Source organism: Paenibacillus sp. FSL H8-0280 (assembly GCF_045040665.1).
Lineage (GTDB): Bacteria > Bacillota > Bacilli > Paenibacillales > Paenibacillaceae > Paenibacillus > Paenibacillus xylanexedens_A.
On the sequence record NZ_CP150296.1, the window covers coordinates 4,370,627 to 4,392,189 of the forward strand.

Genomic DNA, 21,563 nt, shown 5'->3' on the forward strand with positions numbered 1-21,563 from the left:
GGCTAATAATTACAACCAGGCTGCGATGCTCTTGTCGTATACCACCAGTTCATCTGAAGCAAAGAAATTTGCTGCTTCACGGGAAGCACTTTCCGGTGAATCTGCCCCATGAATCAGATTATGTGGTGTGTGGCTGGCGAAGTCTCCGCGAATGGTACCCGGAGCTGCTTCCTTCACATTGGTTTTTCCGATGACGATGCGCGCAAGCGCCACAATATCGTCGCCTTCCCACACCATGGCAAATACAGGCCCCGATGTGATAAAACGAACCAGATCATCGAAAAACGGTTTGCCCTCATGTTCAGCATAATGGCGTTTTGCCTGATCCTCAGACATCTGCACCAATTTGCCTGACACCAACTTAAATCCTTTGTCTTCCAGACGGCTAATAATTCGACCGATCAATCCACGCTGCACACCATCCGGCTTCACCATCAAAAATGTACGATCCATCAGCTCACTCCTCACTCACGGTTCAAAGTTAATCACTATGTAAACGCAATCCCTCTGATTGTAACATACATGTCCAAATCCTCCCAATGAGGAATCTCACAGTTCTGTTCGTCTTTGGGTATGAGTAATCTGAGAGTCGAAGGTCATACATTGTTTAATGCGTACGTTTAACCACAAAATGAGCGATATCACGCAGGTTTTTGGTCGTCTTGATGTTAGGTAGCTGATCGAGAGCATCGAGCGCTTTCTTCATATATCGGTCAGCAAGGGCTTCTGCTTTAGCAATTCCTTGACTTTGGCGAATCATTCCAATTGCATCCGATGCACTTGCCCGTCCTTCTTCATGCTGGACACGGGAAATTTCCTTAAGTAAAGGTTCCCGCAGATCGGATTCTTCTAAGGCATAAAGTACAGGAAGAGTGATATTTCCTTGCTTCATGTCACTGCCAGGTGGCTTGCCAAGTTGTTTCTCAGTACCTACCAGATCAAGTACATCATCTTGAATCTGGAAAGCCATCCCCACATTGTATCCGTATGTATACAACAGGGAAGATACATGCTCAGGCGCACGTGTAGCCAATGCCCCTAACTGACAGCTAACCGCAATTAGAAGTGCTGTTTTGCGGCGAATCCGCAGCAGATAGTTACGAACACTTTGTCCCGTATTGAAAAAGTCGCGAATTTGCTCCATCTCACCAATGGACATCTGTACCATAGCTTTGGCAAGGATACGATGAATAGCTGGATCGGATAATCCGGCAGTCATTTCAAGTGCCTTACCGTAGATATAGTCTCCAGTGTACATGGCAATCCGGTTATCCCATTTTGACTTCACCGTGGGTTTGCCTCGGCGTGTCTCCGCATTATCAATGACATCATCGTGAACGAGGGATGCCGAATGAATGAGTTCCAGCGGAACCGCAACCAACTTCAGACGTTCAATGTCGTATGTACCAAATTTCCCACCAAGTAACACAAAAACGGGCCGCAACCGTTTTCCTCCTGCTTTGAGCAAATGAAGTGACGTTTCACTCAGCAGCTTCTGTTCTCCTCGAACACTGCGATACAACTCTTTCTCAATGTAATCCATGTCCTTTTTTAACAACCCGAAAATATCCAATAGTTTCATTCGTTCACCCGTATCAGCGTATTGTCAGTCCATAAATTCATGCTTACCTTCCCCTCCAGCAAGTCGGGCCTGCAGGCATTACGAAAAACCCGGCTTACCGTTCTTGCTTGTGTTGTTCTATAAGGTAATCTAACGTGTTTTTCTTCTCCGAATGTCATAGCCGACACCCGAAAATTAAACTCTGCGACTTGTTCTGAAACAAAATACAGAAGTTGCCGGAGCATGGGTCAAGACTGTGGTTCATGAAGACTCACCATCAGTGCTCACCAATACCCCGGGATTCGGGGGACAAATAAACCGAGCAACACTTTGGCAAAAAACAGCCTTGTATCGAACTCAGTCGTTATCCCCGTTCATCCGGTTCTCCCCATCTTGTAAACAGTTGATGTGGGATGCGCAAGCTATCCAGCACTTTCCCCACCAAAAACAGAATCAACTCATCCATCGTCTGAGGTTTGTAATAAAAAGCAGGCATAGCCGGTATCATTCGTACACCAAGACGAGAAAGCTTCAGCATGTTCTCCAGATGGATTGCATGAAGAGGCGTCTCACGTGGTACGAGTATCAATGTCCTTCCCTCTTTCATCATAACATCGGCTGCGCGAGACATCAGATTATCCGACGATCCCTGCGCGATGGACGAAAGAGTTCCCATCGAACATGGCATGATAATCATGCCGTCGGCCAGATAAGAACCACTGGCAATGGAGGCCCCTATATCACTCACAGGATGATAGATCAGAGAACCGGCACGGTTGCCGAATTTTTCTTCCAGCACCGCGTCCCGATTCGTCACATCCCAGTCCAATTCTTCTTTCAGTACACGCCACCCTGCATTGGATATGACCAGATGAACGTTATATTCCAAATCAAGCAGCGTTTCAATTAATCGAATGCCATATATGCTGCCACTCGCTCCGGTAATTCCGACAACCAGTCGTTTATTGTCCGGCTGCTGCACCATTTATTTCACCGCCAGATCAATTAGAGTGAACGTAAATACGATTATACTAAGCAAACTGTTCATGGTAAAAAACGCCGTTTGAACACGGCTCATATCATTAGGCGATACAATATAGTGTTGATAGAACAGAATTCCATACGTCACCAACATGCCTGCGCCATACCACCAGCTCAGATCTGTCAGCAACAATAACGCAAGAAAACCAATTGCAGTAATCACATGGAAGAACTTAGCGATCTGCAAGGATTTAACCAGGCCAAAACGGGAAGGTATGGAGTGAAGACCCTCTCCCTGATCGAATTCCAAATCCTGACATGCATAGATAATATCAAAGCCCGCTGTCCAGAACACAATCGTAACGTACAGCACAATCGCTGTCCAATCCATCGTTCCTGTTACAGCTACCCAGCCACCAAGTGGTGCCAAACCAATCGTCATTCCGAGAACAATGTGGCATAACCATGTGAATCGTTTGGTGTACGAATACAGTACCAACATAAACACAGCAATAGGCAACAGCTGCATCGATAATACATTAAGATTGGATGAGGCCCAGAATAACAATATAAATGAGATAATGACAAATATAACAACTTCCCCATTTTTCAACAGTCCTGCCGGGATGGCTCTCATTGCGGTACGCGGGTTTTTGCCATCAATCGCTTGGTCAATAATTCGGTTCAAACCAAAAGCCGCACTACGTGCGCCGACCATCGCAAGCAATACCCACATGATCTGCATCCAGCTTGGGAAGGTATCATTCACTACCATGGAGCCGAGGATGGCCCCCATAAATGCAAAAGGTAAAGCAAAAAGCGTGTGTTCAATCTTGATCATTTCTAAAAAGATGCGAATTTTCCTAAACATGCTGATTCTCCTTGGTTCCAATATGCAGTGCCGCTATACCTCCGGTGAGAGGGTAGGCCTGCACTTGTTGTAATCCAGTTTCTGCAAAAATGTCTGCCAGTTCCTGCCTTCCCGGGAAAATGGCCAGTGAGTCCGGCAGCCATTTGTACTGCTCAAAACTTTTAGCAAACACTTTGGCAAGATTCGGTAAAACCTTCTCAAAATAAAAATAATAAATGCCTTTGAACGGCTGCCATGTTGGCTTGGACAATTCCAGGCACACAACCATACCACCCGGTTTGACCACACGTTTCATTTCAGACAACACTTGTCTGAGATCAGGTACATTACGCAGCCCAAACCCGATCGTCACATAATCAAATGAATTGTCTTCAAAAGGAAGTGACATGGCATTTCCCTGTGTCAGGGTAATCTGCTTTTGACGTTGCACCGCATTGATCTTTGTCTGGCCGACCTCCAGCATGTTGCTACTGAAATCAAGTCCGTGCATGTGCCCCGTTTCACTTGCCTCTGCCATAGCAAGCGTCCAGTCACATGTGCCGCAGCACAAATCAAGACCGGTATCGCCTTTGGACATATTCATCTTTTTCATGGTGAATTTACGCCAAGCCTTATGCCTGCGGAAACTTAGAATATCGTTCATGACATCATATTTTCCGGCTATACTCTGAAAAACCGAATGGACATATTCTTCTTTCGGTTTGGTCTCTCCGCTCCCCATTCGTCTGTCTCCCCCTCAATCTTCCCTTACTGCCGCATGTGAAGGCTGCAAATATGCCAAGTAAGGCTCTAGAATTGCGTGTATCTCATGCAAGCCCATCCGCCCTTCCTCGTCTTGCAACAACAGTTGAATGCGGTGTGTACACTCGCGAAGCTTGTCCAGCAAAACCTCGCCAACCCTATGCTTCAGCACCATAGCGTTCCATGCACGTGCATCCGGTTCAGACTGACGCAACACATTGCGCTCATCGTCATTACCATGCTCGTATATGTGCCAGTATGCATAGCTGTGAAGATATTGTTTTGCGTCATTCATCCGCTTCAGTTCTTCCACGATCGTTTCGCAGGAGCTGAATTCGGTCAACAGGCTGTTCCATAAAGACTCTTCGTTATGTTGAATCATGCCTGTAAATGAAAGAAACAGCTGCATCCTCAGCTGTACCGTTTCACGCAAGTATTCGTCAGCCGAAACGAGAAGCTTCTTCATCCGTTCATACAGCGTCATCTTGCGTGCGTTCACTCCGGATACAGCACCACTGAGTTTTCCAATCATTTCAATTCTGCCCGCTTGGGCAAGCAATTGATAAAAACGGCTACTTAAATAATCCCCGGCGAGTACATTCAACTGACGTGAACGCATCTCCTGCTCTTTCCGCTCACCGGAAATGGTATCGATTCGATCATGCGTATCCATGGCCAACTGAACGAGCGAAGTTGCAAGAGCATATAACTCTTGATGCACCTTTTCGTCTGTGCGGCCCACAAATACCTGCAACAGACGTGCCCGGCTATCCGGAAATGATGGGATTTCCGTATGTTGTCGAATCATGTCGTAATCCGTATATTTCTTTGCTAGTTGGGGTACGCGATATGAATTCATTCTCAGCCTCCGAGCCTTAACATTGTTAAACCATTTCTGCACTACAATCTTATATATTATAGCATATGTTGAACGGGCACGCACTGAATCCTGCTATTCTATTACCCCTGACTTGTCATTTCGAATTGCTTCTTCCAGAGTTCGGTCTCCATCAAATGAAACCAGTCCTTCAATTCATCTGAAAAGGCCGCACTTTTCCAGTTCCGTAATGTTTCAATCGCATACAGAGGCCACTCTCCACGCCGAATATCAGCAGCAAGTAACAGATGTCGTTTATGCATCCATTCATCTTCTGCCATCACACGTAGCAGCACCTGATCCACGTTATCCAGACTCCGAAAGCCCAGATCCGCCACAGCTGCCATGTTCTCATAGATTTCAGTGTAACTTGTACCCGTTCCTTTAACTTTGAGGTCCAGTGTCAAAATGGACTGTTTCCATTCCACTCTTGCAATGGGAGTTGATAGTTGCATGGAACTTAGCACATCAACCAGATTGTCATTCGTTAGCTGAACTGGATGATGTGATGCAGAGGCAGGCTGTACGTTGTCCCCGCCCCATGTACGCATATGTAAGGTTTGTATCGCAACAAGCAGAAAGACCGCCGCAACCGTTGCCAGCATTGAAGCAGTAACAATCATCCGCGGTTTCATATACGCCTCCCTGCCTTTACCTGTTAGTGTAGTCTGTCCGGTAAAGGCTCATACCTCATTGTACAATGAAAAAAAGCAGGCTATGCCTGCAATCTTCATTTGAATGTATTCAATCTGTCCATTACTCCGATTCAATCTGTCCATGCTTGGTAATCAGCGTGGCTTTGCCCCGGATTTTAATAGCTGAAGTATGGGTGGTAAATTGGGCGAACATCACTTCACCTTTGTCCAATTTCTCGGTGTGGTGAAAACGTGTATCCTGACCTCGGGTTAATCCGATCACCTGGACACCATTTTCCTCTGCCTTAATTACAATATAATCATTGCCGGTTGGATGATCCATCACGCATGTCCCCTTCTTTAGTTCGATAGCGTTAATGATGATTAAGATTGTTTCATTTGTCAACCTGCGCCTTATACGAATGAACCGTAAGAATCGGCTACCCTCGGGTCATACTACAGTTGTACAGCCACAGAAAGGAGAATCTGCATGAAGTACACCCCTGCCGCACTTACAGACGAGCATATTCATCAGTTAAAAGAAATCGAACAGCATCTGTCTGCAGCTGCTGGCGAAGAACTGATTCTGGTTGCTTATACCGGGCAACCGGAGGATCCTGAGCACTCGGATAGCCGCAAGAATCATCGTTAAAGGGCAAAAGAAAAGGCCGTGAACAAGTCACGGTCTTTTTGTCGACATATGGAATATGTAGAAATCTTATTTAATTCCGTCTTTGAGCGCTTTACCTGGTTTGAATGCAGGAATTTTGCTCGCAGGAATTTCGATTTCTTCACCTGTTTGCGGGTTGCGTCCTTTACGTGCAGAGCGCTCGCGAACTTCGAAGTTCCCAAAACCAACCAATTGTACTTTATCTCCGCTTTGAAGAGCCTCAGAGATTGCTTCGAATACGGCATCAACCGCTTTCGTTACATCTTTCTTGGACAATTCAGTCGCTTCAGATACGTGTGTAATCAAGTCTGATTTGTTCATTTGTTTTTCACCTCCTGTATCAATGTCCTGAATGTTATACTGTGTTTCCGTTTTATAGCGAAATATACGTTCATACGCAAAAAATCTACGTACATCTTGAGCGCTGAACACAAATCTCCGCCTGCGGTCAACAGTCATTTTCGGCAGAATGTCGTCTGAAACCACTGGCATTTCAGACGCCGAACAAATTTCATACTAATACAGACAGCCCACAATTTCAAGTCCGGTTGCGGTTTAAGACGTAAAATGTAACCGCCAGGGCAAGCACGAGAACCCCACCTTTTACAATATCATGTGTGAAATACTGTACGTTCATCATCGTTAAACCGTTCACAAGTACACCAATCAGAACCGAACCAATGAAGGTTCCGATGACATTGGGTTTACCCGCACCAAACACAGAGAAACCGACAAATACTGCAGCTACGGATTCCATTAACAACGGTGATCCCGCATCAATTTGCCCAGATCCTACTTTGGAAGCATAGATGATACCCCCGATTGCTGCAAACACTCCAGCGGCTACATAGGCGAGTGTACGCACCTTTTTCACCTTGATTCCAGACAACCGCGCAGCTTCCTCATTACCACCTGTAATGTACATCTGGCGACCATATTTCGTATACGTCAAAAAGATATGCACACCTATTACCGCAATAAGTAGCATGATAACTGATATCGGCATACCAAGCCATTTACCCTGCCCTATAAGCAGGAATGTCGGGTCCATCTCTCCCGCAGCTTTGCTCCCGTCAGGGAACTGCATGTGATTGTAAATGGTATATCCCTGTGCATACGTTTTGTGAATACCTCCGATGATGTACATCGTCGCAAGGGTTGCGAGCAAATCCGGAATACGCAATTTTACGATCAGCAAAGCGTTCAGTAAACCAATAACAGCCCCGATAATCAATGGCACGATAATGACGATTGCAAGTGGTTGTTGATACCAAATCATTAACGAAGCAGTAACAACGGTAGTTAATGAGACAGTCGCCCCAACCGAAAGATCAAATCCATCAACAATGAGAGATAACGTAACACCGATCGCTACAAACGTAACGATAGAGATCGAGCCCAAAATATCGGTCAAGTTACTGTACGTAAAGAAATAAGGCAATTTAATGCCGAAAAATGCGATAACACCTATGATGACTATAATCGCCCCGTAACGGAACGCAAAATCCAGTGATTTATCCTTCATGATTGCACCTCTTGTCCACCGCTTGCATAGTATAGCAGCTGTTCTTGGTTAGTCTCGCCTCGTTTGAACTCTTTTACGATAACACCCTCACACATGACAGCGATTCGGTCACCAATTCCCATGCCTTCATCCAGTTCACAGGTGAAATAGATTACACCCTTGCCCGCCAAAGCCAGTTCATTGATGATGCGGAAAATGTCACTTTTTGCCCCGATATCTACGCCTTTGGTTGGCTCATCAAATATAAATACATCCGCATCCGCATTAAGCCATTTACCAATGGCTACCTTCTGCTGATTACCACCGCTTAGATATTTCACTTCCTGTTTCACGGACGATGTTTTAATTCCAAGCTGTTTCACCAATGACTCTGCATTCAGACGTTCCCGCTTGCGGCTTACGAAACCTAATGTACTAAGACGGCTTAGCAAAGGCAGACTTAAATTCCGTTCCACGTTCTCCTGAATCAGGATTCCTTGTTTACGTCGCTCCTCCGGTACAGAAACAATCCCCAGAGCCGCCGCATCCGCAGGCTGAGACAGGCGGAGATTACGGTTGTTAAGCCGGATCTCGCCTCCCTCCAGCCGATCTGCACCAATTAGCAAACGAGAGCTTTCCGTTTTACCCGCGCCTACCAGGCCCACCACAGCGAGGACTTCACCTCGGCGTACAGAGAGGTTAACACCTTTAACCTTCACTCCACGACGAAGCCCACGTGCCTCCAATAACAGCTCTCCCACGGGTGCTTCCGTCTTCGGAAACTCTTCTTCGAATGGTTTGCCCAGCATCTGTGTAACCAAATCGTTGATCGTCAGTCCCTTTGCTTCACCGGTAAATACGTGTTGCCCATCTCTCATAACCGTAACGCGATCACAGTGACCCGTCACTTCAGCAAGACGATGGGTAATGAAAATACAGGCAACGCCCCGATCCTTCAGGAGATGAACAATCCGGAAAAATGCATCCGTTTCTTCCTGGCTCAGCGGTGCAGTCGGTTCATCAAAAATGATGACTTTGGCATCCTGAATCAAAATCCGTGCCAGCAAAATCATCTGTTTTTCTGCAAGCGTCAGATCGGCCACTTTTTGGTGAACGGATATGTCCGCCCCTAATTGCTTCAACGCCTCAACCGCGTGCTGTTGCAGCTTCCGTGGACTTTTCCACCAACCTCCAGCAGATGAAGCCAACTGATCCAACATAATGTTCTCCGCAGCCGTCAGCTGTGGCACCAGTGCCGCGTCCACTTCCTGATAGACACAGTGAATCCCATTTGCCTTCGCGTCTCCCGGAGAACTCAGGTGAAGAGCTTGTCCACTCAATTGGATCGTCCCCTGATCCAATGGATAGGCACCAGACAAAATTTTCATTAACGTGCTTTTACCGGCACCATTGGCACCCAGCAGCGCATGAATCTCCCCGCCTTTTACAGAGAAATCCACATCCTTCAGTGCAGGAATACCTGAAAACTGCTTGTGGATATGTTCCATTTGAAGCAGAATCGGTGCAGTGCTCATGATGTTAACCTCCAATCGTTCCCATACGGGAGTATCCCTTTTTCATCCAGACTACACATATCTTCATTATGGTTAAAAAAGCGCGCCTTGCGGCGCGCTTCCCATACGCTGCTTATTTAGCAGTAATTCCGTATTCGCTCATCCAGTCCTTGATTCCTTGTGTGCTGCCACCCCAACCTTCAACGAACTCAGACAGCTCCGAAGTGGAGATTTGTTTATCTGGCAGAGCTTCACGTTGAACATAGACCGGGTTAAGAACAACTGCATCTTCTGTCTCGTCCCCGTTCAGTTTCTGATAAGCATAACGTACCTGGACGCGACCAATATCTGTTGGATCAACAGCCGCAGAAGCAACCCAAGGATTTTTCGGGTCCTGAATCATTTGCAGGTCCTCGTCACTCATATCAATACCATACACTTTGATCTCATCACGTCCAGCTTGTTGAATCGCACGTGCCGCACCTTTGGCGAACTCATCCCATGCAGTCCATACAGCTGTAATCTCACCTTTTGGATACTGCTTGAGAATAGCTTCCATTTTGGCTTGAGTATCCAGCGCCGGGTTCTGTGCAGAACCGAATGTAGCTATTTCTTTGATGTCCGGATTGGCTTTCATGAATTCACCGTATGCAATCTGACGGCGTTCCATCGGTGCGAAACCAGCTACCCATACTTTGACAATATTACCTTGTCCATTGATATCTTTTTTCATTTGCTCCAGCGTCAGTTCAGCCATCTTCTGGTCATCCTGCGACAGGACTGTGGCTCCTGGAACACTGATAGCTGCGTCAAACACGACCACTGGAATATTCTGTTCTACTGCCTTCTTCACGCCTGGCTCTAATAGGGAATCCCCATGATCCGTGAGAATGGCATCAAATTTCTGGTTAATAGCGCTATCAAGCAAGGATACCATCTTTGCTTTGTCGTTATCGGCAACAAACGTTGTCAGTTCTCCACCGAATTTTTCGATTTCTTCTTTTACACCTTGTACATATTGCTGCGAGAAAGTACCTGTATTAAACTCCATAATAAGTGCGATCCGCTTGCCGCTTAGAGGGCCTGTAACTGCTTCCGTTTTTGGTGTATCATCTGATGCACCCGAAGCAGGAGTGGCTGCCGGTTCTTTTTTGATTCCGCAAGCGGACAGCGCCAATGTAAATACTAATAACACACTCAACCATAGCCATTTTGTCTCTCTTCTTTTCATCTCTGTATCCCCCTGTCCAATCTCTGTGATCTCGATCACAATAGTTGAATATTAATATAACGGCTAATCCCTAGTATGTAAATGGGTTTTAGCAATTTAAAGCTAAAACTCGCTAAGTTTTTTCGAAAGTACTATTCTTCCTATCCATTTCATCCAAAATAAAGAAATCACGTAAAAAAGACCGCGAGGGGATGCCCCCTTACGGTCTTTTGATGTCTTACAGAATGATAGCGATCAAGCCGCCCGAACCTTCGTTAATGATTCTTCCCAGCGTCTCTTGCAATTTGTATCTTGCATTATCCGGCATCATGGCAATTTTGCCCTGAATCCCCTCTCGCACAATGGAGTGCAGCGAACGACCAAACATGTCTGAATCCCATACCTTGATCGGGTCGTTCTCGAAATCCTGCATCAGGTATCTCACCAGTTCCTCACTTTGTTTCTCCGTACCGATGATTGGAGCGAACTCCGATTCCACATCAACCCGGATCATGTGAATGGACGGTGCCGTTGCTTTCAGACGTACGCCAAATTTGGTGCCCTGACGAATGAGCTCAGGTTCATCCAGAGCCATCTCGGCAAGAGATGGAGCAGCAATGCCGTATCCGGTCGTTTTGACCATCTCCAGCGCTTCTGCGAAGCGGTCATATTCTCTCTTCGCATGCGAGAATTCCTGCATCAATTGCAGCAGATGATCCTTACCGCGAATCTCGATGCCAACCACTTCCACGAGAATCTGATCATACAGTTCATCAGGCGCGTACAGGTCAATTTCGGCTACACCCTGCCCCATATTCATGCCACTCAGGCCTGCGCGATCAATGAATTCATATTCCATGAACTGTGCGACAACCCGATCCACGTCACGAAGTCTGCGAATATCCTTGACGGTATCCCGTACGGAATTTTCGTAGTTGCTACGCAGCCAGTGAGTCTCATTGAGCACCATAACCCAGCTCGGCAAGTTTACATTCACTTCATGCACAGGGAACTCATAGAGCACTTCACGAAGTACACCCGTCACATCATCTTCCGTCATGGTCGCTGCACTGAGTGTCATCACCGGAATGTCGTATTTGGCAGCAAGCTCACTGCGCAATTGCAGGGCTTCTTCACTGCGAGGACGAGTGGAGTTGATGACCAGGACAAACGGTTTACCCACTTCTTTTAATTCCGCAATGACCCGTTCTTCAGATTCCACATAGGAACTGCGGGCAATTTCGGCGATTGTGCCGTCTGTTGTTACCACAACACCCAGTGTAGAATGCTCCTGAATGACTTTGCGAGTACCAATCTCGGCGGCTTCCTGGAATGGAATTGGTTCCTCGAACCAAGGCGTGGAGATCATGCGTGGACCATTCTCATCCTCGTATCCCTTGGCTCCTTCCACCGCGTAACCTACACAATCCACAAGACGCACATTGACATCGAGTCCTTCTGCCACCTTGATCTGGACTGCGTTATTTGGTACGAATTTTGGTTCGGTAGTCATGATGGTTTTACCTGCTGCACTCTGTGGAAGTTCATCCACTGCACGGGCACGATCAGCCTCGCTTGCGATGTTAGGCAATACGATCGTTTCCATGAATCGTTTAATAAATGTTGATTTTCCCGTCCGGACTGCGCCGACAACCCCGAGATAAATATCCCCTCCGGTCCGCTCAGCTATGTCCTTAAAAATGTCCACTTTCTCCAATGAAATCCCCTCCCTAAATTACTCCGAAGGAAAAATGCTAAAGAGCATCCGCTTCGTTTTTTCAATCAGAAGACTGAAATCCCTGCAACGGTAGAGCCGCCTTTGTGAGTGCCCGGAAGTCGTCCGCCGCCGAACGTTGCATTCTGATGAAACCGGCGAGAGCGGCGTTAACTCGTACATGCAATTGGACTAGTATCATCTTATGTATCCGTATGCGGCAATATGACGCGTATTTTTGTTTTTTTATCTTATGGCGATGACATTAGGAGAATCCCCCGATCTCGGACTGCGCGTCTTTATTTCAATCTACTTTATGTGATCCGTGAAGCTTTTATGACGGTTATTGCTCATACTGACAAAAGAAAAAAGAGATATCCCTTATTTGGAATATCTCTTTTTGAACCATTAGAGCCTTGGTGGGCATACAGCTAAATCATTTGAATTGCAACCATGCTTATTTTATTGGCTGGGCAACCGGCGCATTATTTTTCCAAGCGTAGAAAACCGATTTTACAGGTACGAAGTAGGAGTGTTCCACCAGCAAATCCCGAACATCTTCAGTCTCTGTTGGAGACACGTCAGACTTTTCCACTGCCTGCATAATATCAAAAGCATAATCTACATAGACCTTGCCTTCGTCATCCATCACAAAAGGTAAGGCCTGACCTGAATATACACTATTCAGCGTAATGGAAGGAATACCTGCCTGAGCAGCCTGCTCCATATCCACAGCATATAACCCCGGATACATTTCTTCCCCGCTTGGCAGCTTATTGTTATGTACGGACTTATATTGATTAACCATTCGTTGCACATCGTTTACTTTCTGTACGGTCAGAAGATCCATCACTTTAACGGTCGGATTCACTTCTTCGTCCTGAATAAGGAAGTAAGCGCTCCCACCACTTTCAAAAGCAGTCCCCGGTATTTCATCCAGATACCCCAGTTGTTTCAACTTGGGCAGATCCACTCTGAACTTTTCATATTTTGGCGTTTCCATATCTGCATTGATGATTGGCAAAATCCCCTCATCTTGCTGGAATGCCTCGACAGCACTCTGGATACGGCTCACGCTTTCCCGATAGGCTATCTTAGGGTCCGAATTGCTCTGGGATGGATACATACAACCAGTTGCTGTAAAAGCAAACAACAAGAATAACAGCAGACCGCCCGTCTGATGTTTCAGACGCTGCCGTCCGCTTCCTTCCACACATTTTGGCTTGTTCCTAATCATTCGTGTCCTCCTTGAATAACTCATTAGAGAATCAATTTCATAACGCTCAGAACCAGTCGTCTTCCTGTTGTTGACGTTCCAGTTGTTTCCGAATGGCTGCCTTCAGCGGGTCCTCTGGAACATGAACCGATAGAGATCCACACACCTTGGCCTGACAGGACAGTCTTATACCTGCTTCCAACAGTGAACCCAGCTTGCGCTTTTCTGCATCTGTTGGTGGATACAGTTCCGCCCGATGTTCTTCATCCACATTGACTTTGCACATCAGGCAAGCCGCTTTACCATCACATCGGGTCGTAATCTTGACTCCAGCACGTCGTGCTGCATGCAGAAGTGTTGCCCCTGGTTTGAGCGCTATCGATTTGTTCATAGGTAAAAAAGTAACTTTATAGTCCATCAATTTTCCTCCCTCAACCTACTGGGGCCATGTAAAGCCAACAAGCTCTTCCACTTCGGCTCTGAAGCGGTTTGTCCATACATTCTGTTGACTTAAAAGCATCATTATAGGTTGATGTGCATCTGGCTGCACGCGCATCTGTGTCGCAATGGGGACATAACGATCTTCACGACCTCGCAGCAGATTAAACAACAGCTCATGCGCAAGCGGCATCAGTCGCAGGCTATATGAACCCACTTGTGCTACTGGTGCATGCGGAGCAAGTACATGTTCAATCTCGATACGGTACCAACTTTTGCGAGCCCATATTTCGAAACCACCAACCAGTTCCAGCGCACATTCACCCACCTGATAGTGGCTCAACAGAGAAGCATACGGTCCTGTCTTGTCCACTGTAGGCTCGTCAAGCATTTCCCCCGGAGCGCTAAGGTGAAGTTCCTTAGCAGCAGCAACATCCGCATAGATATCAATATCTCTCGGAGCCTGTTGCAACTCCACCCCTTGAAGCAGCAACCCACAACTCCCTCCAAGTAACCATGTCTGCGGCTGTGTGTTCCAGGCTTTGGCCGTTTCCAGCAAAGCCGCGTGTAATTCCGGATAACGCTCTGTCCGACCCTCCGTATCATGCGGCCCCATAGGCTCACACTCCCCTCATCCGTGTTCATTGTGTCAGTTCTTATGATGTGCTTATGCGGATGTTATCTTTCAGGCATGGGAAATCAGGTCAGAGAAGCGATTCCACCGAAAAAGCCAATCAGCATAATCAAAAATGCAATCAGAGAAAGAATCCCCCGTACAATACCTTTTGTTTTGGCACGAGCAAACGTAATCAGGAATACAGATAGTCCCATAATGAGGATGGCCACCAATGACAGCCACATCTTGTCCATTGCGCTCATAATCCAACAGTCTCCCCTTCAGTCCGATATTCATCACTGACACTGTGACAATTGCAACCATTATAACACGAAATTCAGCTCAACTTTCCAAAAAAAAGACAAAAAAGCAAGCCGGCAGAAGCCGACTCGTCTTTTTGTCTTACTGGATCACCTGCACAAGCGGGTGTGATCTATTATTTTTTCATCATCATTTTCATTAACGATTCCATACTGCTCGGATTCAATCCGCTTTTCTTGACCGCACTCACAATATCCTTAACCGTATCCTCAGATACCGGGACTTTCGCCATGGCGGATACTTGTTTGATCAATTGGCGCAACTGAGCTTCATTCTGAATCGTCGTTGGTTTCACCGTGCTTGCCAATTTCTTAACGGCACCTTCCGTTATCGTTTTACCCGTTTTCTTATTGATTGCATTCAGTGCATCTTTGGAAATGTTGTTACCCATTCGTCTCCCCTCCTCCGGCAATACTCATGTGTATAGTATGAGTCTGCTACAGAAAAGGTGAATAAGCTTCTTATTTCACAAGGTACGTTTAGGCTGATTACAATCAGGAATGCCACTGCTCCCAGGTTTCAAGCTTCATGACTTCCATTTCAGTCTTCGGGTCACGTCCCATCAAGGCTTCAACCGCATCACGTGGCTGTCTCTCCTGGAATAAAACGTGATATAACTGATCCGCAATTGGCATTTGCACTCCGTATTTTTGGGAGATGAAATAGGCAGCTTGCGTAGTTCGAATGCCTTCTACCACCATGCCCATGGACTTCAGAACATCATCCAGCTTCTGTCCCTGGCCCAACATGGAACCTGCTCTCCAGTTCCGACTGTGCTGACTTGTAGCCGTTACAACCAGATCCCCGATTCCAGCAAGTCCCGAAAACGTTAGCGGATTTGCTCCCATCTCAACACCAATACGTGTGATCTCTGCCAAACCGCGTGTTAGCAAAGCAGCTTTGGCATTATCACCAAATTGAAGACCATCCGACATACCTGCACCAAGAGCAATGATATTTTTGAATGCGCCCGCCAGCTCAACACCGATCATATCCCGATTCGTGTAAACCCGGAAATAGGCATTCATAAACAAAGCTTGGGCAGACTCGGCAGATGCCTTATCCAGTGAAGCTACAACCACTGTCGTTGGACAACGCTTCACCACTTCTTCCGCATGGCTTGGGCCAGAAAGAACAACCACACGTCCTTCTTCACATTCAAGCTCTTCTGAAATGACTGTGGACATCCGTTTCAGGCTTTCTGTCTCAAAACCTTTGGTTGCATGAATGACTAACATCTCAGGCTTGTAATAAGCCTTAAGCTGGTTCGTAACCGCACGCATGGCTGAAGAAGGCGCAACAATTAACACAGCTATAGCGCCTTCCACCGCAGCTTCCATATCAGTTGTTGCTTGAATCCGTGTTGAAAGCTCCGCATCCGGAAGATAGCGAGTATTAGTGTGCTTGTTATTGATTTCGTTAGCCTGGTCTTCACCACGTGTCCACATCATCACGTCCAACTGATTGGCGGCGAGTACACTGGCCAGAGCCGTTCCCCAGCTCCCAGCGACCAGAACAGCAACTTTTTTAGACAACTCGTTTACCCCCTCCAGGGTTTTTCGATCCCAATTTATTTTCCTGTCCTTTGGCGAGCTTCGCAATATTGGTACGATGTCTCCAGAACGCAAACAGACAAATAATCAGACTCCCCCAGAAGATATTCATTGAATATCCGGGTAATACCAAGATAAAGATGGGTGTAAATGCTACAAAAATCAGAGACCCCAATGAAACATAGCGTGTCAATACAATAGACAGAATGGCGATCACCCCAGCACATAACGCAGGTAGGAAAGCAAGACTCACCAGAACACCAATGGCTGTGGCAATGCCTTTTCCTCCACGAAAATGGAAGTATAGCGGCCAGTTATGTCCTGCAATGGCTGCTATACCACTGAGTGCAGGAATCCAGGCAGAACCGTCACTCAGCCAGATTCCAATCCATACAGCTGCAACACCCTTAAGTACATCAAGTAACAGAACAGCAATTGCCGGTCCTTTACCCAAAATACGCAATGTATTGGTAGCTCCCGCGTTTCCGCTTCCGTGCTGACGAATATCGATCCCCCGTATCGCTTTGGCAAGGAGGACACTAAAGCTGATCGAACCGAGCAAATAGCTCAGTACAATCGCTGCGATTTGTAAAATCACACACTTCTCCCCTAACTTTCGTCGGACTTCTTCCGAGTAAATATGCGAATTGGTGTTCCTTCGAAATCAAACGCTGCACGGATTTTATTCTCCAGATAGCGCTCATATGAGAAGTGCATCAACTCAGGGTCGTTCACAAAAATAACCATGGTCGGCGGTTTAACTGCAACCTGAGTCACATAGTTAATTCTCATTCTCCGTCCTTTATCTGTTGGCGGAGGATTAATTGCAACCGCATCAGACACCACATCGTTAAGCAGATGTGTCTGCACACGTAACGTGTGTTGCTCTGCTACACGTTGCACAACCGGCAACAGTTTTTGTAAGCGTTGTTTTGTGAGGGCTGACAAGAATACGACCGGAGCATAAGTCATAAACAGGAAGTGATCCCGAATTTTTCTCTCAAATTCTTTCATCGTTTTGTCATGCTTCTCTACCACGTCCCATTTGTTCACAACAAACAATGACGCTTTACCAGCTTCGAATGCATATCCTGCAATATGCTTGTCCTGTTCAATAATGCCTTCTTCACCATTAATGACAATCAGAACAACATCTGCACGCTCAATCGCACGCATCGCACGCATTACACTGTATTTCTCAGTTGTTTCATATACTTTACCACGCTTACGCATACCTGCTGTATCAATCAGCACGTAACGTTGGCCGTCTTTTTCAAAAGGTGTATCAATCGCATCCCGGGTCGTTCCAGCCACGTCACTTACAATGACACGCTCTTCACCCAGAATAGCGTTCACCAGTGAAGATTTACCTACATTAGGACGTCCGATCAGAGCTACACGAATGACATCTTCATCGTAAGTCTCTTCCTCAAGTTCTGGCAACTTCTCCACAATTGCATCAAGCAAGTCACCTACACCTGTACCGTGACTTCCGGATACGCCGATGGGATCACCGAAACCAAATCCATAAAACTCATAAATGAGCTCACTTCGTCCGATATTATCCACTTTGTTAACGGCTACAACAATAGGCTTGCCTGAGCGGTAGAGCATCTCTGCTACCTCTTCATCCGATTGCGTAATACCTGCTTTTGCATCACACATGAATACAATAACATCCGCTTCTTCAATAGCGAGCTCTGCTTGCATCCGAATCGATTTTAAAATTACATCTTCACCATCAATTTCGATACCACCTGTATCAATGATACTAAATGGTTTACCGTTCCATTCACCGATTCCATATATGCGGTCACGGGTAATGCCCGGCTTGTCTTCCACAATGGCCAGTCTGTCGCCGATGATCCGATTGAAAATGGTGGATTTACCCACGTTCGGTCGTCCGACAATTGCCACAACGGGTCTTGCCATACATTCCACTCCTCCTGTCCATACTTACGATACTCATCATAGCAAAAAAGATATGTCTTGGCTAACGTTTCATGCCAAATTACTCGCAATAAAAACAATCGGCGAACCCGCCTGGGGCTCGCCGATCTTGCTTTTGTTATTCAGCAAAATATGCAGTATATAACTTAGAACCATGCATTGTTAACTTATTTGAATTTGCTGAGTTTGTCTCCAAACAGTTCGCCAAGCGTAGTGCTCATACCTTGATTGTTCAAGGAAACGTTTGGATTGTTGATTTCTTCACGCGGAGCGTTGTTTCTTGAAGGTCTTTCTGATTTTTGTGGTTGAGCTGGAGCTTCTTCTGTTTCTTTGATGCTCAAGCTTACACGTTGCTCAGAAGGGTTCATGTCCAAGATTTTAACTTGAACTTCTTGTCCTTCTTTCAACACTTCATGAGGAGTGCCGATGTGTTTGTGGGAGATTTGCGAGATATGCACAAGTCCCTCAACACCAGGAGCGATTTCAACAAATGCACCGAAGTCTACCAGACGTTTTACAACACCTGTTACGATATCGCTGGAATTGAATTTTTCGCTTGCTGTTTCCCAAGGACCTGGTTGAACAGCTTTCATGCTCAGGCTGATTTTGCCTTTTTCAGGGTCAACTTTCAGCACTTTCACACTAACTTTATCACCTTCAGACAGTACGTCGGATGGTTTTTCAACGTGTGTCCAAGCCAGCTCGGATACGTGAACCAAACCGTCAACTCCGCCCACATCAACAAATGCACCGAATTGAGTCAAACGTTGTACTGTACCTTCGATCACTTGACCTTCTTGCAAACCAGCCATTACTGTAGCTTTGTTTGCTTCGAATTCTTGCTCCAGTACGTCTTTTTGGGAAAGGATCACTTTGTTGTTCTCACGGTCGATCTCTTTCACTTTAACACGCAGTGTGCGTCCTTTGTAGTCGCTGAAGTCTTCAACGAAATGGCGTTCAACCATGGAAGCCGGGATAAATCCACGTACGCCCACATCTGCTACCAGACCGCCTTTAACAACATCACCTACAACAACTTCGAATACGTCTTGGTCTTCAAAATGCTTTTGCAATTGATCCCATGCGTTTTCGCTGTCGATTGCACGTTTGGACAGAACGAGTTTTTCTTTCTCGTCGTCGATGCTAAGAACTTTAGCTTCAACTTCTTGTCCAACTTCTACTGCGTCAGACGCGCTGTCAACATGTAATGAAGACAGTTCACGAATTGGAATGACACCGTCATATTTATATCCAATGCTCACATAGGCTTGGTTATCTTCCAATTTGACGATGGTTCCTTTTACGGTATCTCCTTTTTTCAAGGAAACGAATTGATCCAACTCATCTTGGGTTGCTTCTTGATTTTTCATTTCTTCCGACATGTCAAATACCCTCCTCAATTCAAAAACCCCATTATATTCAAACCTGCCTGTAGCAGAGTTCAAAACACTTTCATCACTGAGTGCTCAAGCTTTAGTCTCCCTCAAAAATATGGAAACATGCACTCAGCTACCGACGAAGCCACTACTTGCTTGGCACGCCCGTTTGCACCATTTCGTTAATCTTGGACATAATCTTTTCAGTCGCCTTCTCCAGAGCTTCTCCAGATGGGTCTTCCTTGAACTCGTCCAAACTTACTGGTGCTCCATATACAACTTTCATCTTACGAAAAACTTTGTAGTTACCGATAATAGCAGTAGGAATAACTGTAGCGCCACTGCGGAGAGCAAAACTCGCTGCCCCTTTTTTGCCGATACCTCCATCATTGTGACGGCTTCCCGAGGGGAAGATTCCAAGCACTTGACCATCACGCAAAATATTGAGTGAGGTTTTGATGGATTCCTTGCTGACACCTCCACGTTTAACGGGGAAAGCGCCCACTGCTTTAATAATTCGGCCGAGTACCGGAATTTCAAACAATTCGCTTTTGGCCATGAAACGCACCTGACGGCGAATTTTGATACCAACGGTTGGAGGATCGAAGTTACTAATATGATTGGAACATAAAAGTACGCCGCCTTCTTTCGGAATATTCTCCCGTCCAACGGCCTCCAAGCGGAAAAGAATGGTATAAATGATCCGCAGTAATGTGCTGCAAAATGTGTAAATCATAGACCGATCTCTCCTCTGACCATTGTGCAATAAGATACGATTTTGTCAACCACTTCATGGATGTTCATCTCCGTTGTATCAAGGACGATAGCATCCTCAGCACAACGCAATGGGGAAATTTCCCGATTCTCATCCAATCTGTCACGGGTGGCAATGTCTCGCTCCAGCTGTTGCAACGTCAGTCCTTCAGAAGGGTCCAGTTCTTTGAAGCGGCGAAGCGCACGCTCTTCCACACTGGCAGTCATGAAGATTTTCACTTCCGCATCGGGCAATACTGTCGTTCCGATATCGCGTCCATCCATGACGACGCCCTTGCGCAAAGCCATTTGCCGCTGAGTATCCACTAATTGCGTACGCAGCCCCTCGATTTGCGCATATCGGGACACGATTCCCGTCACTTCACGGGAGCGGATTTCCGAGGTTACTTCTTCCCCATTACAGAACACTTTCTGTCCGTCGGGATCCGGTTGTAAATCAATGACCAGCTTTTGGGCTTCCTGAAGTACCTGTGTCACTTCTTCCGGCGCAATATCATTCCGAAGCATGTGCAAGGTTACCGCACGGTACATTGCGCCTGTGTCGACGTATACATACGCGAGCGCCTCTGCAACCAATCGGGCCACCGTGCTTTTCCCGGCACCGGCAGGTCCGTCAATTGCAACGTTCATTTTCCCGTTCTCTGATGTGTTCTGGCTTGCCAACGGGGCATTCCTCCTCAAACGATAAACCTCAATAAAAAAACAGGCATTGCCTGCATCGTGAAAATTATACCACACTCTACACATGGATGCAAAAACAGACAAATCAACGACGTTTGTAATCATTCATCGTTTGCACTTCAATTGGCGTTCCTTCCAGGCGGTCAATGGTGGTCAAATTCTTTTTGAAGCCGGGTACCAACAGCAGCAATTGATATACCACAAGCAGGATTAGAAGGACTGTAATCAGAATCGTAACCTTTCGTTCCATTCGCCTGGAGAAAACATAATAAAGTCGTTCATATCTGCGGGTTGCATGACGACGATTCAAGGCAATACCTCCGTTTTTTTTCATTACGGTACCCGCAGTTCCCTCTCTTT

The 21,563-nt window shown here is 46.3% G+C and carries 26 protein-coding genes; 1 reads left to right on the plus strand and 25 read right to left on the minus strand.

Going from position 1 to position 21,563, the window contains the following annotated elements:
• Positions 1-9 precede the first annotated feature (9 nt).
• The 8 genes from ndk to mtrB form a co-directional block, all read right to left on the minus strand.
• Positions 10-453, minus strand: a complete 444-nt coding sequence (gene ndk / locus MHI12_RS19070; RefSeq protein ID WP_405170056.1) for a nucleoside-diphosphate kinase — start codon at positions 451-453, stop codon at positions 10-12.
• Positions 454-607: 154 nt separating this feature from the next.
• Complete coding sequence (locus MHI12_RS19075) at positions 608-1,582, minus strand: polyprenyl synthetase family protein (RefSeq protein ID WP_017687703.1); 975 nt, start codon at positions 1,580-1,582, stop codon at positions 608-610.
• 343 nt (positions 1,583-1,925) lie between these two features.
• Positions 1,926-2,546, minus strand: a complete 621-nt coding sequence (locus tag MHI12_RS19080; protein WP_017687702.1) for a UbiX family flavin prenyltransferase — start codon at positions 2,544-2,546, stop codon at positions 1,926-1,928.
• The gene (locus MHI12_RS19085; protein ID WP_341008036.1) at positions 2,547-3,413 is read right to left on the minus strand and encodes a UbiA-like polyprenyltransferase; all 867 of its coding nucleotides are present in this window, start codon (positions 3,411-3,413) and stop codon (positions 2,547-2,549) included.
• Positions 3,406-4,134, minus strand: a complete 729-nt coding sequence (locus MHI12_RS19090; RefSeq protein ID WP_036607690.1) for a demethylmenaquinone methyltransferase — start codon at positions 4,132-4,134, stop codon at positions 3,406-3,408. The genes MHI12_RS19085 and MHI12_RS19090 overlap by 8 nt, the downstream gene beginning before the upstream one ends.
• Positions 4,135-4,149: 15 nt before the next feature.
• Complete coding sequence (locus tag MHI12_RS19095) at positions 4,150-5,013, minus strand: heptaprenyl diphosphate synthase component 1 (RefSeq protein ID WP_253501387.1); 864 nt, start codon at positions 5,011-5,013, stop codon at positions 4,150-4,152.
• Positions 5,014-5,114: 101 nt separating this feature from the next.
• On the minus strand, positions 5,115-5,666 hold the full coding sequence (locus tag MHI12_RS19100) for a hypothetical protein (RefSeq protein WP_076209915.1): 552 nt from the start codon (positions 5,664-5,666) through the stop codon (positions 5,115-5,117).
• Between the two features lie 121 nt (positions 5,667-5,787).
• The gene (gene mtrB, locus MHI12_RS19105) at positions 5,788-6,009 is read right to left on the minus strand and encodes a trp RNA-binding attenuation protein MtrB (protein WP_017687697.1); all 222 of its coding nucleotides are present in this window, start codon (positions 6,007-6,009) and stop codon (positions 5,788-5,790) included.
• A gap of 147 nt (positions 6,010-6,156) precedes the next feature.
• On the opposite strand from mtrB, the gene MHI12_RS19110 reads away from it, so the two are divergent.
• Complete coding sequence (locus tag MHI12_RS19110; protein WP_341008037.1) at positions 6,157-6,318, plus strand: hypothetical protein; 162 nt, start codon at positions 6,157-6,159, stop codon at positions 6,316-6,318.
• 66 nt (positions 6,319-6,384) lie between these two features.
• Here the strand turns inward: MHI12_RS19110 and MHI12_RS19115 are convergent, their stop codons facing one another.
• The 17 genes from MHI12_RS19115 to MHI12_RS19195 all read right to left on the minus strand — a co-directional run bounded on the left by MHI12_RS19115 (position 6,385) and on the right by MHI12_RS19195 (position 21,513).
• Positions 6,385-6,657 (minus strand): HU family DNA-binding protein, encoded by a 273-nt coding sequence (locus MHI12_RS19115; RefSeq protein WP_024630670.1) that lies wholly within the window; start codon positions 6,655-6,657, stop codon positions 6,385-6,387.
• Positions 6,658-6,874: 217 nt separating this feature from the next.
• On the minus strand, positions 6,875-7,861 hold the full coding sequence (locus tag MHI12_RS19120; RefSeq protein ID WP_017687695.1) for an ABC transporter permease: 987 nt from the start codon (positions 7,859-7,861) through the stop codon (positions 6,875-6,877).
• Positions 7,858-9,375, minus strand: a complete 1,518-nt coding sequence (locus tag MHI12_RS19125) for a sugar ABC transporter ATP-binding protein (protein ID WP_341073528.1) — start codon at positions 9,373-9,375, stop codon at positions 7,858-7,860. The genes MHI12_RS19120 and MHI12_RS19125 overlap by 4 nt, the downstream gene beginning before the upstream one ends.
• A gap of 112 nt (positions 9,376-9,487) precedes the next feature.
• Positions 9,488-10,585, minus strand: coding sequence for a sugar ABC transporter substrate-binding protein (locus tag MHI12_RS19130; protein ID WP_074095648.1), 1,098 nt, complete (start codon positions 10,583-10,585; stop codon positions 9,488-9,490).
• 217 nt (positions 10,586-10,802) lie between these two features.
• Positions 10,803-12,281 (minus strand): stage IV sporulation protein A, encoded by a 1,479-nt coding sequence (spoIVA, locus tag MHI12_RS19135; protein ID WP_017687692.1) that lies wholly within the window; start codon positions 12,279-12,281, stop codon positions 10,803-10,805.
• A gap of 454 nt (positions 12,282-12,735) precedes the next feature.
• Complete coding sequence (locus MHI12_RS19140) at positions 12,736-13,515, minus strand: hypothetical protein (RefSeq protein ID WP_341008040.1); 780 nt, start codon at positions 13,513-13,515, stop codon at positions 12,736-12,738.
• A 46-nt stretch (positions 13,516-13,561) separates the two neighbouring features.
• Complete coding sequence (locus tag MHI12_RS19145; protein ID WP_405170057.1) at positions 13,562-13,912, minus strand: 2Fe-2S iron-sulfur cluster-binding protein; 351 nt, start codon at positions 13,910-13,912, stop codon at positions 13,562-13,564.
• Positions 13,913-13,930: 18 nt separating this feature from the next.
• Positions 13,931-14,548 (minus strand): hypothetical protein, encoded by a 618-nt coding sequence (locus MHI12_RS19150; RefSeq protein ID WP_341008042.1) that lies wholly within the window; start codon positions 14,546-14,548, stop codon positions 13,931-13,933.
• Between the two features lie 83 nt (positions 14,549-14,631).
• Positions 14,632-14,811 (minus strand): DUF2768 family protein, encoded by a 180-nt coding sequence (locus MHI12_RS19155; RefSeq protein ID WP_017687688.1) that lies wholly within the window; start codon positions 14,809-14,811, stop codon positions 14,632-14,634.
• 173 nt (positions 14,812-14,984) lie between these two features.
• Complete coding sequence (locus MHI12_RS19160; protein WP_017687687.1) at positions 14,985-15,260, minus strand: stage VI sporulation protein F; 276 nt, start codon at positions 15,258-15,260, stop codon at positions 14,985-14,987.
• Positions 15,261-15,363: 103 nt separating this feature from the next.
• Complete coding sequence (locus MHI12_RS19165; RefSeq protein ID WP_211083487.1) at positions 15,364-16,404, minus strand: NAD(P)H-dependent glycerol-3-phosphate dehydrogenase; 1,041 nt, start codon at positions 16,402-16,404, stop codon at positions 15,364-15,366.
• On the minus strand, positions 16,397-17,020 hold the full coding sequence (plsY, locus tag MHI12_RS19170) for a glycerol-3-phosphate 1-O-acyltransferase PlsY (RefSeq protein WP_076209908.1): 624 nt from the start codon (positions 17,018-17,020) through the stop codon (positions 16,397-16,399). The genes MHI12_RS19165 and plsY overlap by 8 nt, the downstream gene beginning before the upstream one ends.
• Positions 17,021-17,031: 11 nt before the next feature.
• A complete protein-coding gene (gene der / locus MHI12_RS19175) occupies positions 17,032-18,354 on the minus strand; it encodes a ribosome biogenesis GTPase Der (RefSeq protein WP_047843568.1) in 1,323 nt (440 codons plus the stop codon).
• A 185-nt stretch (positions 18,355-18,539) separates the two neighbouring features.
• Positions 18,540-19,754 carry a 30S ribosomal protein S1 gene (rpsA, locus tag MHI12_RS19180; RefSeq protein WP_036607712.1) on the minus strand — a complete coding sequence of 405 codons (1,215 nt, stop codon included), beginning with the start codon at positions 19,752-19,754 and terminating at the stop codon, positions 18,540-18,542.
• Positions 19,755-19,896: 142 nt separating this feature from the next.
• Positions 19,897-20,484: a 1-acyl-sn-glycerol-3-phosphate acyltransferase gene (locus MHI12_RS19185; protein WP_091018056.1), complete on the minus strand. Its 588-nt coding sequence runs from the start codon at positions 20,482-20,484 to the stop codon at positions 19,897-19,899.
• A complete protein-coding gene (cmk, locus tag MHI12_RS19190; protein ID WP_315936052.1) occupies positions 20,481-21,185 on the minus strand; it encodes a (d)CMP kinase in 705 nt (234 codons plus the stop codon). The genes MHI12_RS19185 and cmk overlap by 4 nt, the downstream gene beginning before the upstream one ends.
• Positions 21,186-21,288: 103 nt before the next feature.
• A complete protein-coding gene (locus tag MHI12_RS19195) occupies positions 21,289-21,513 on the minus strand; it encodes a hypothetical protein (protein WP_076317426.1) in 225 nt (74 codons plus the stop codon).
• Between the last annotated feature and the right edge of the window lie 50 nt (positions 21,514-21,563).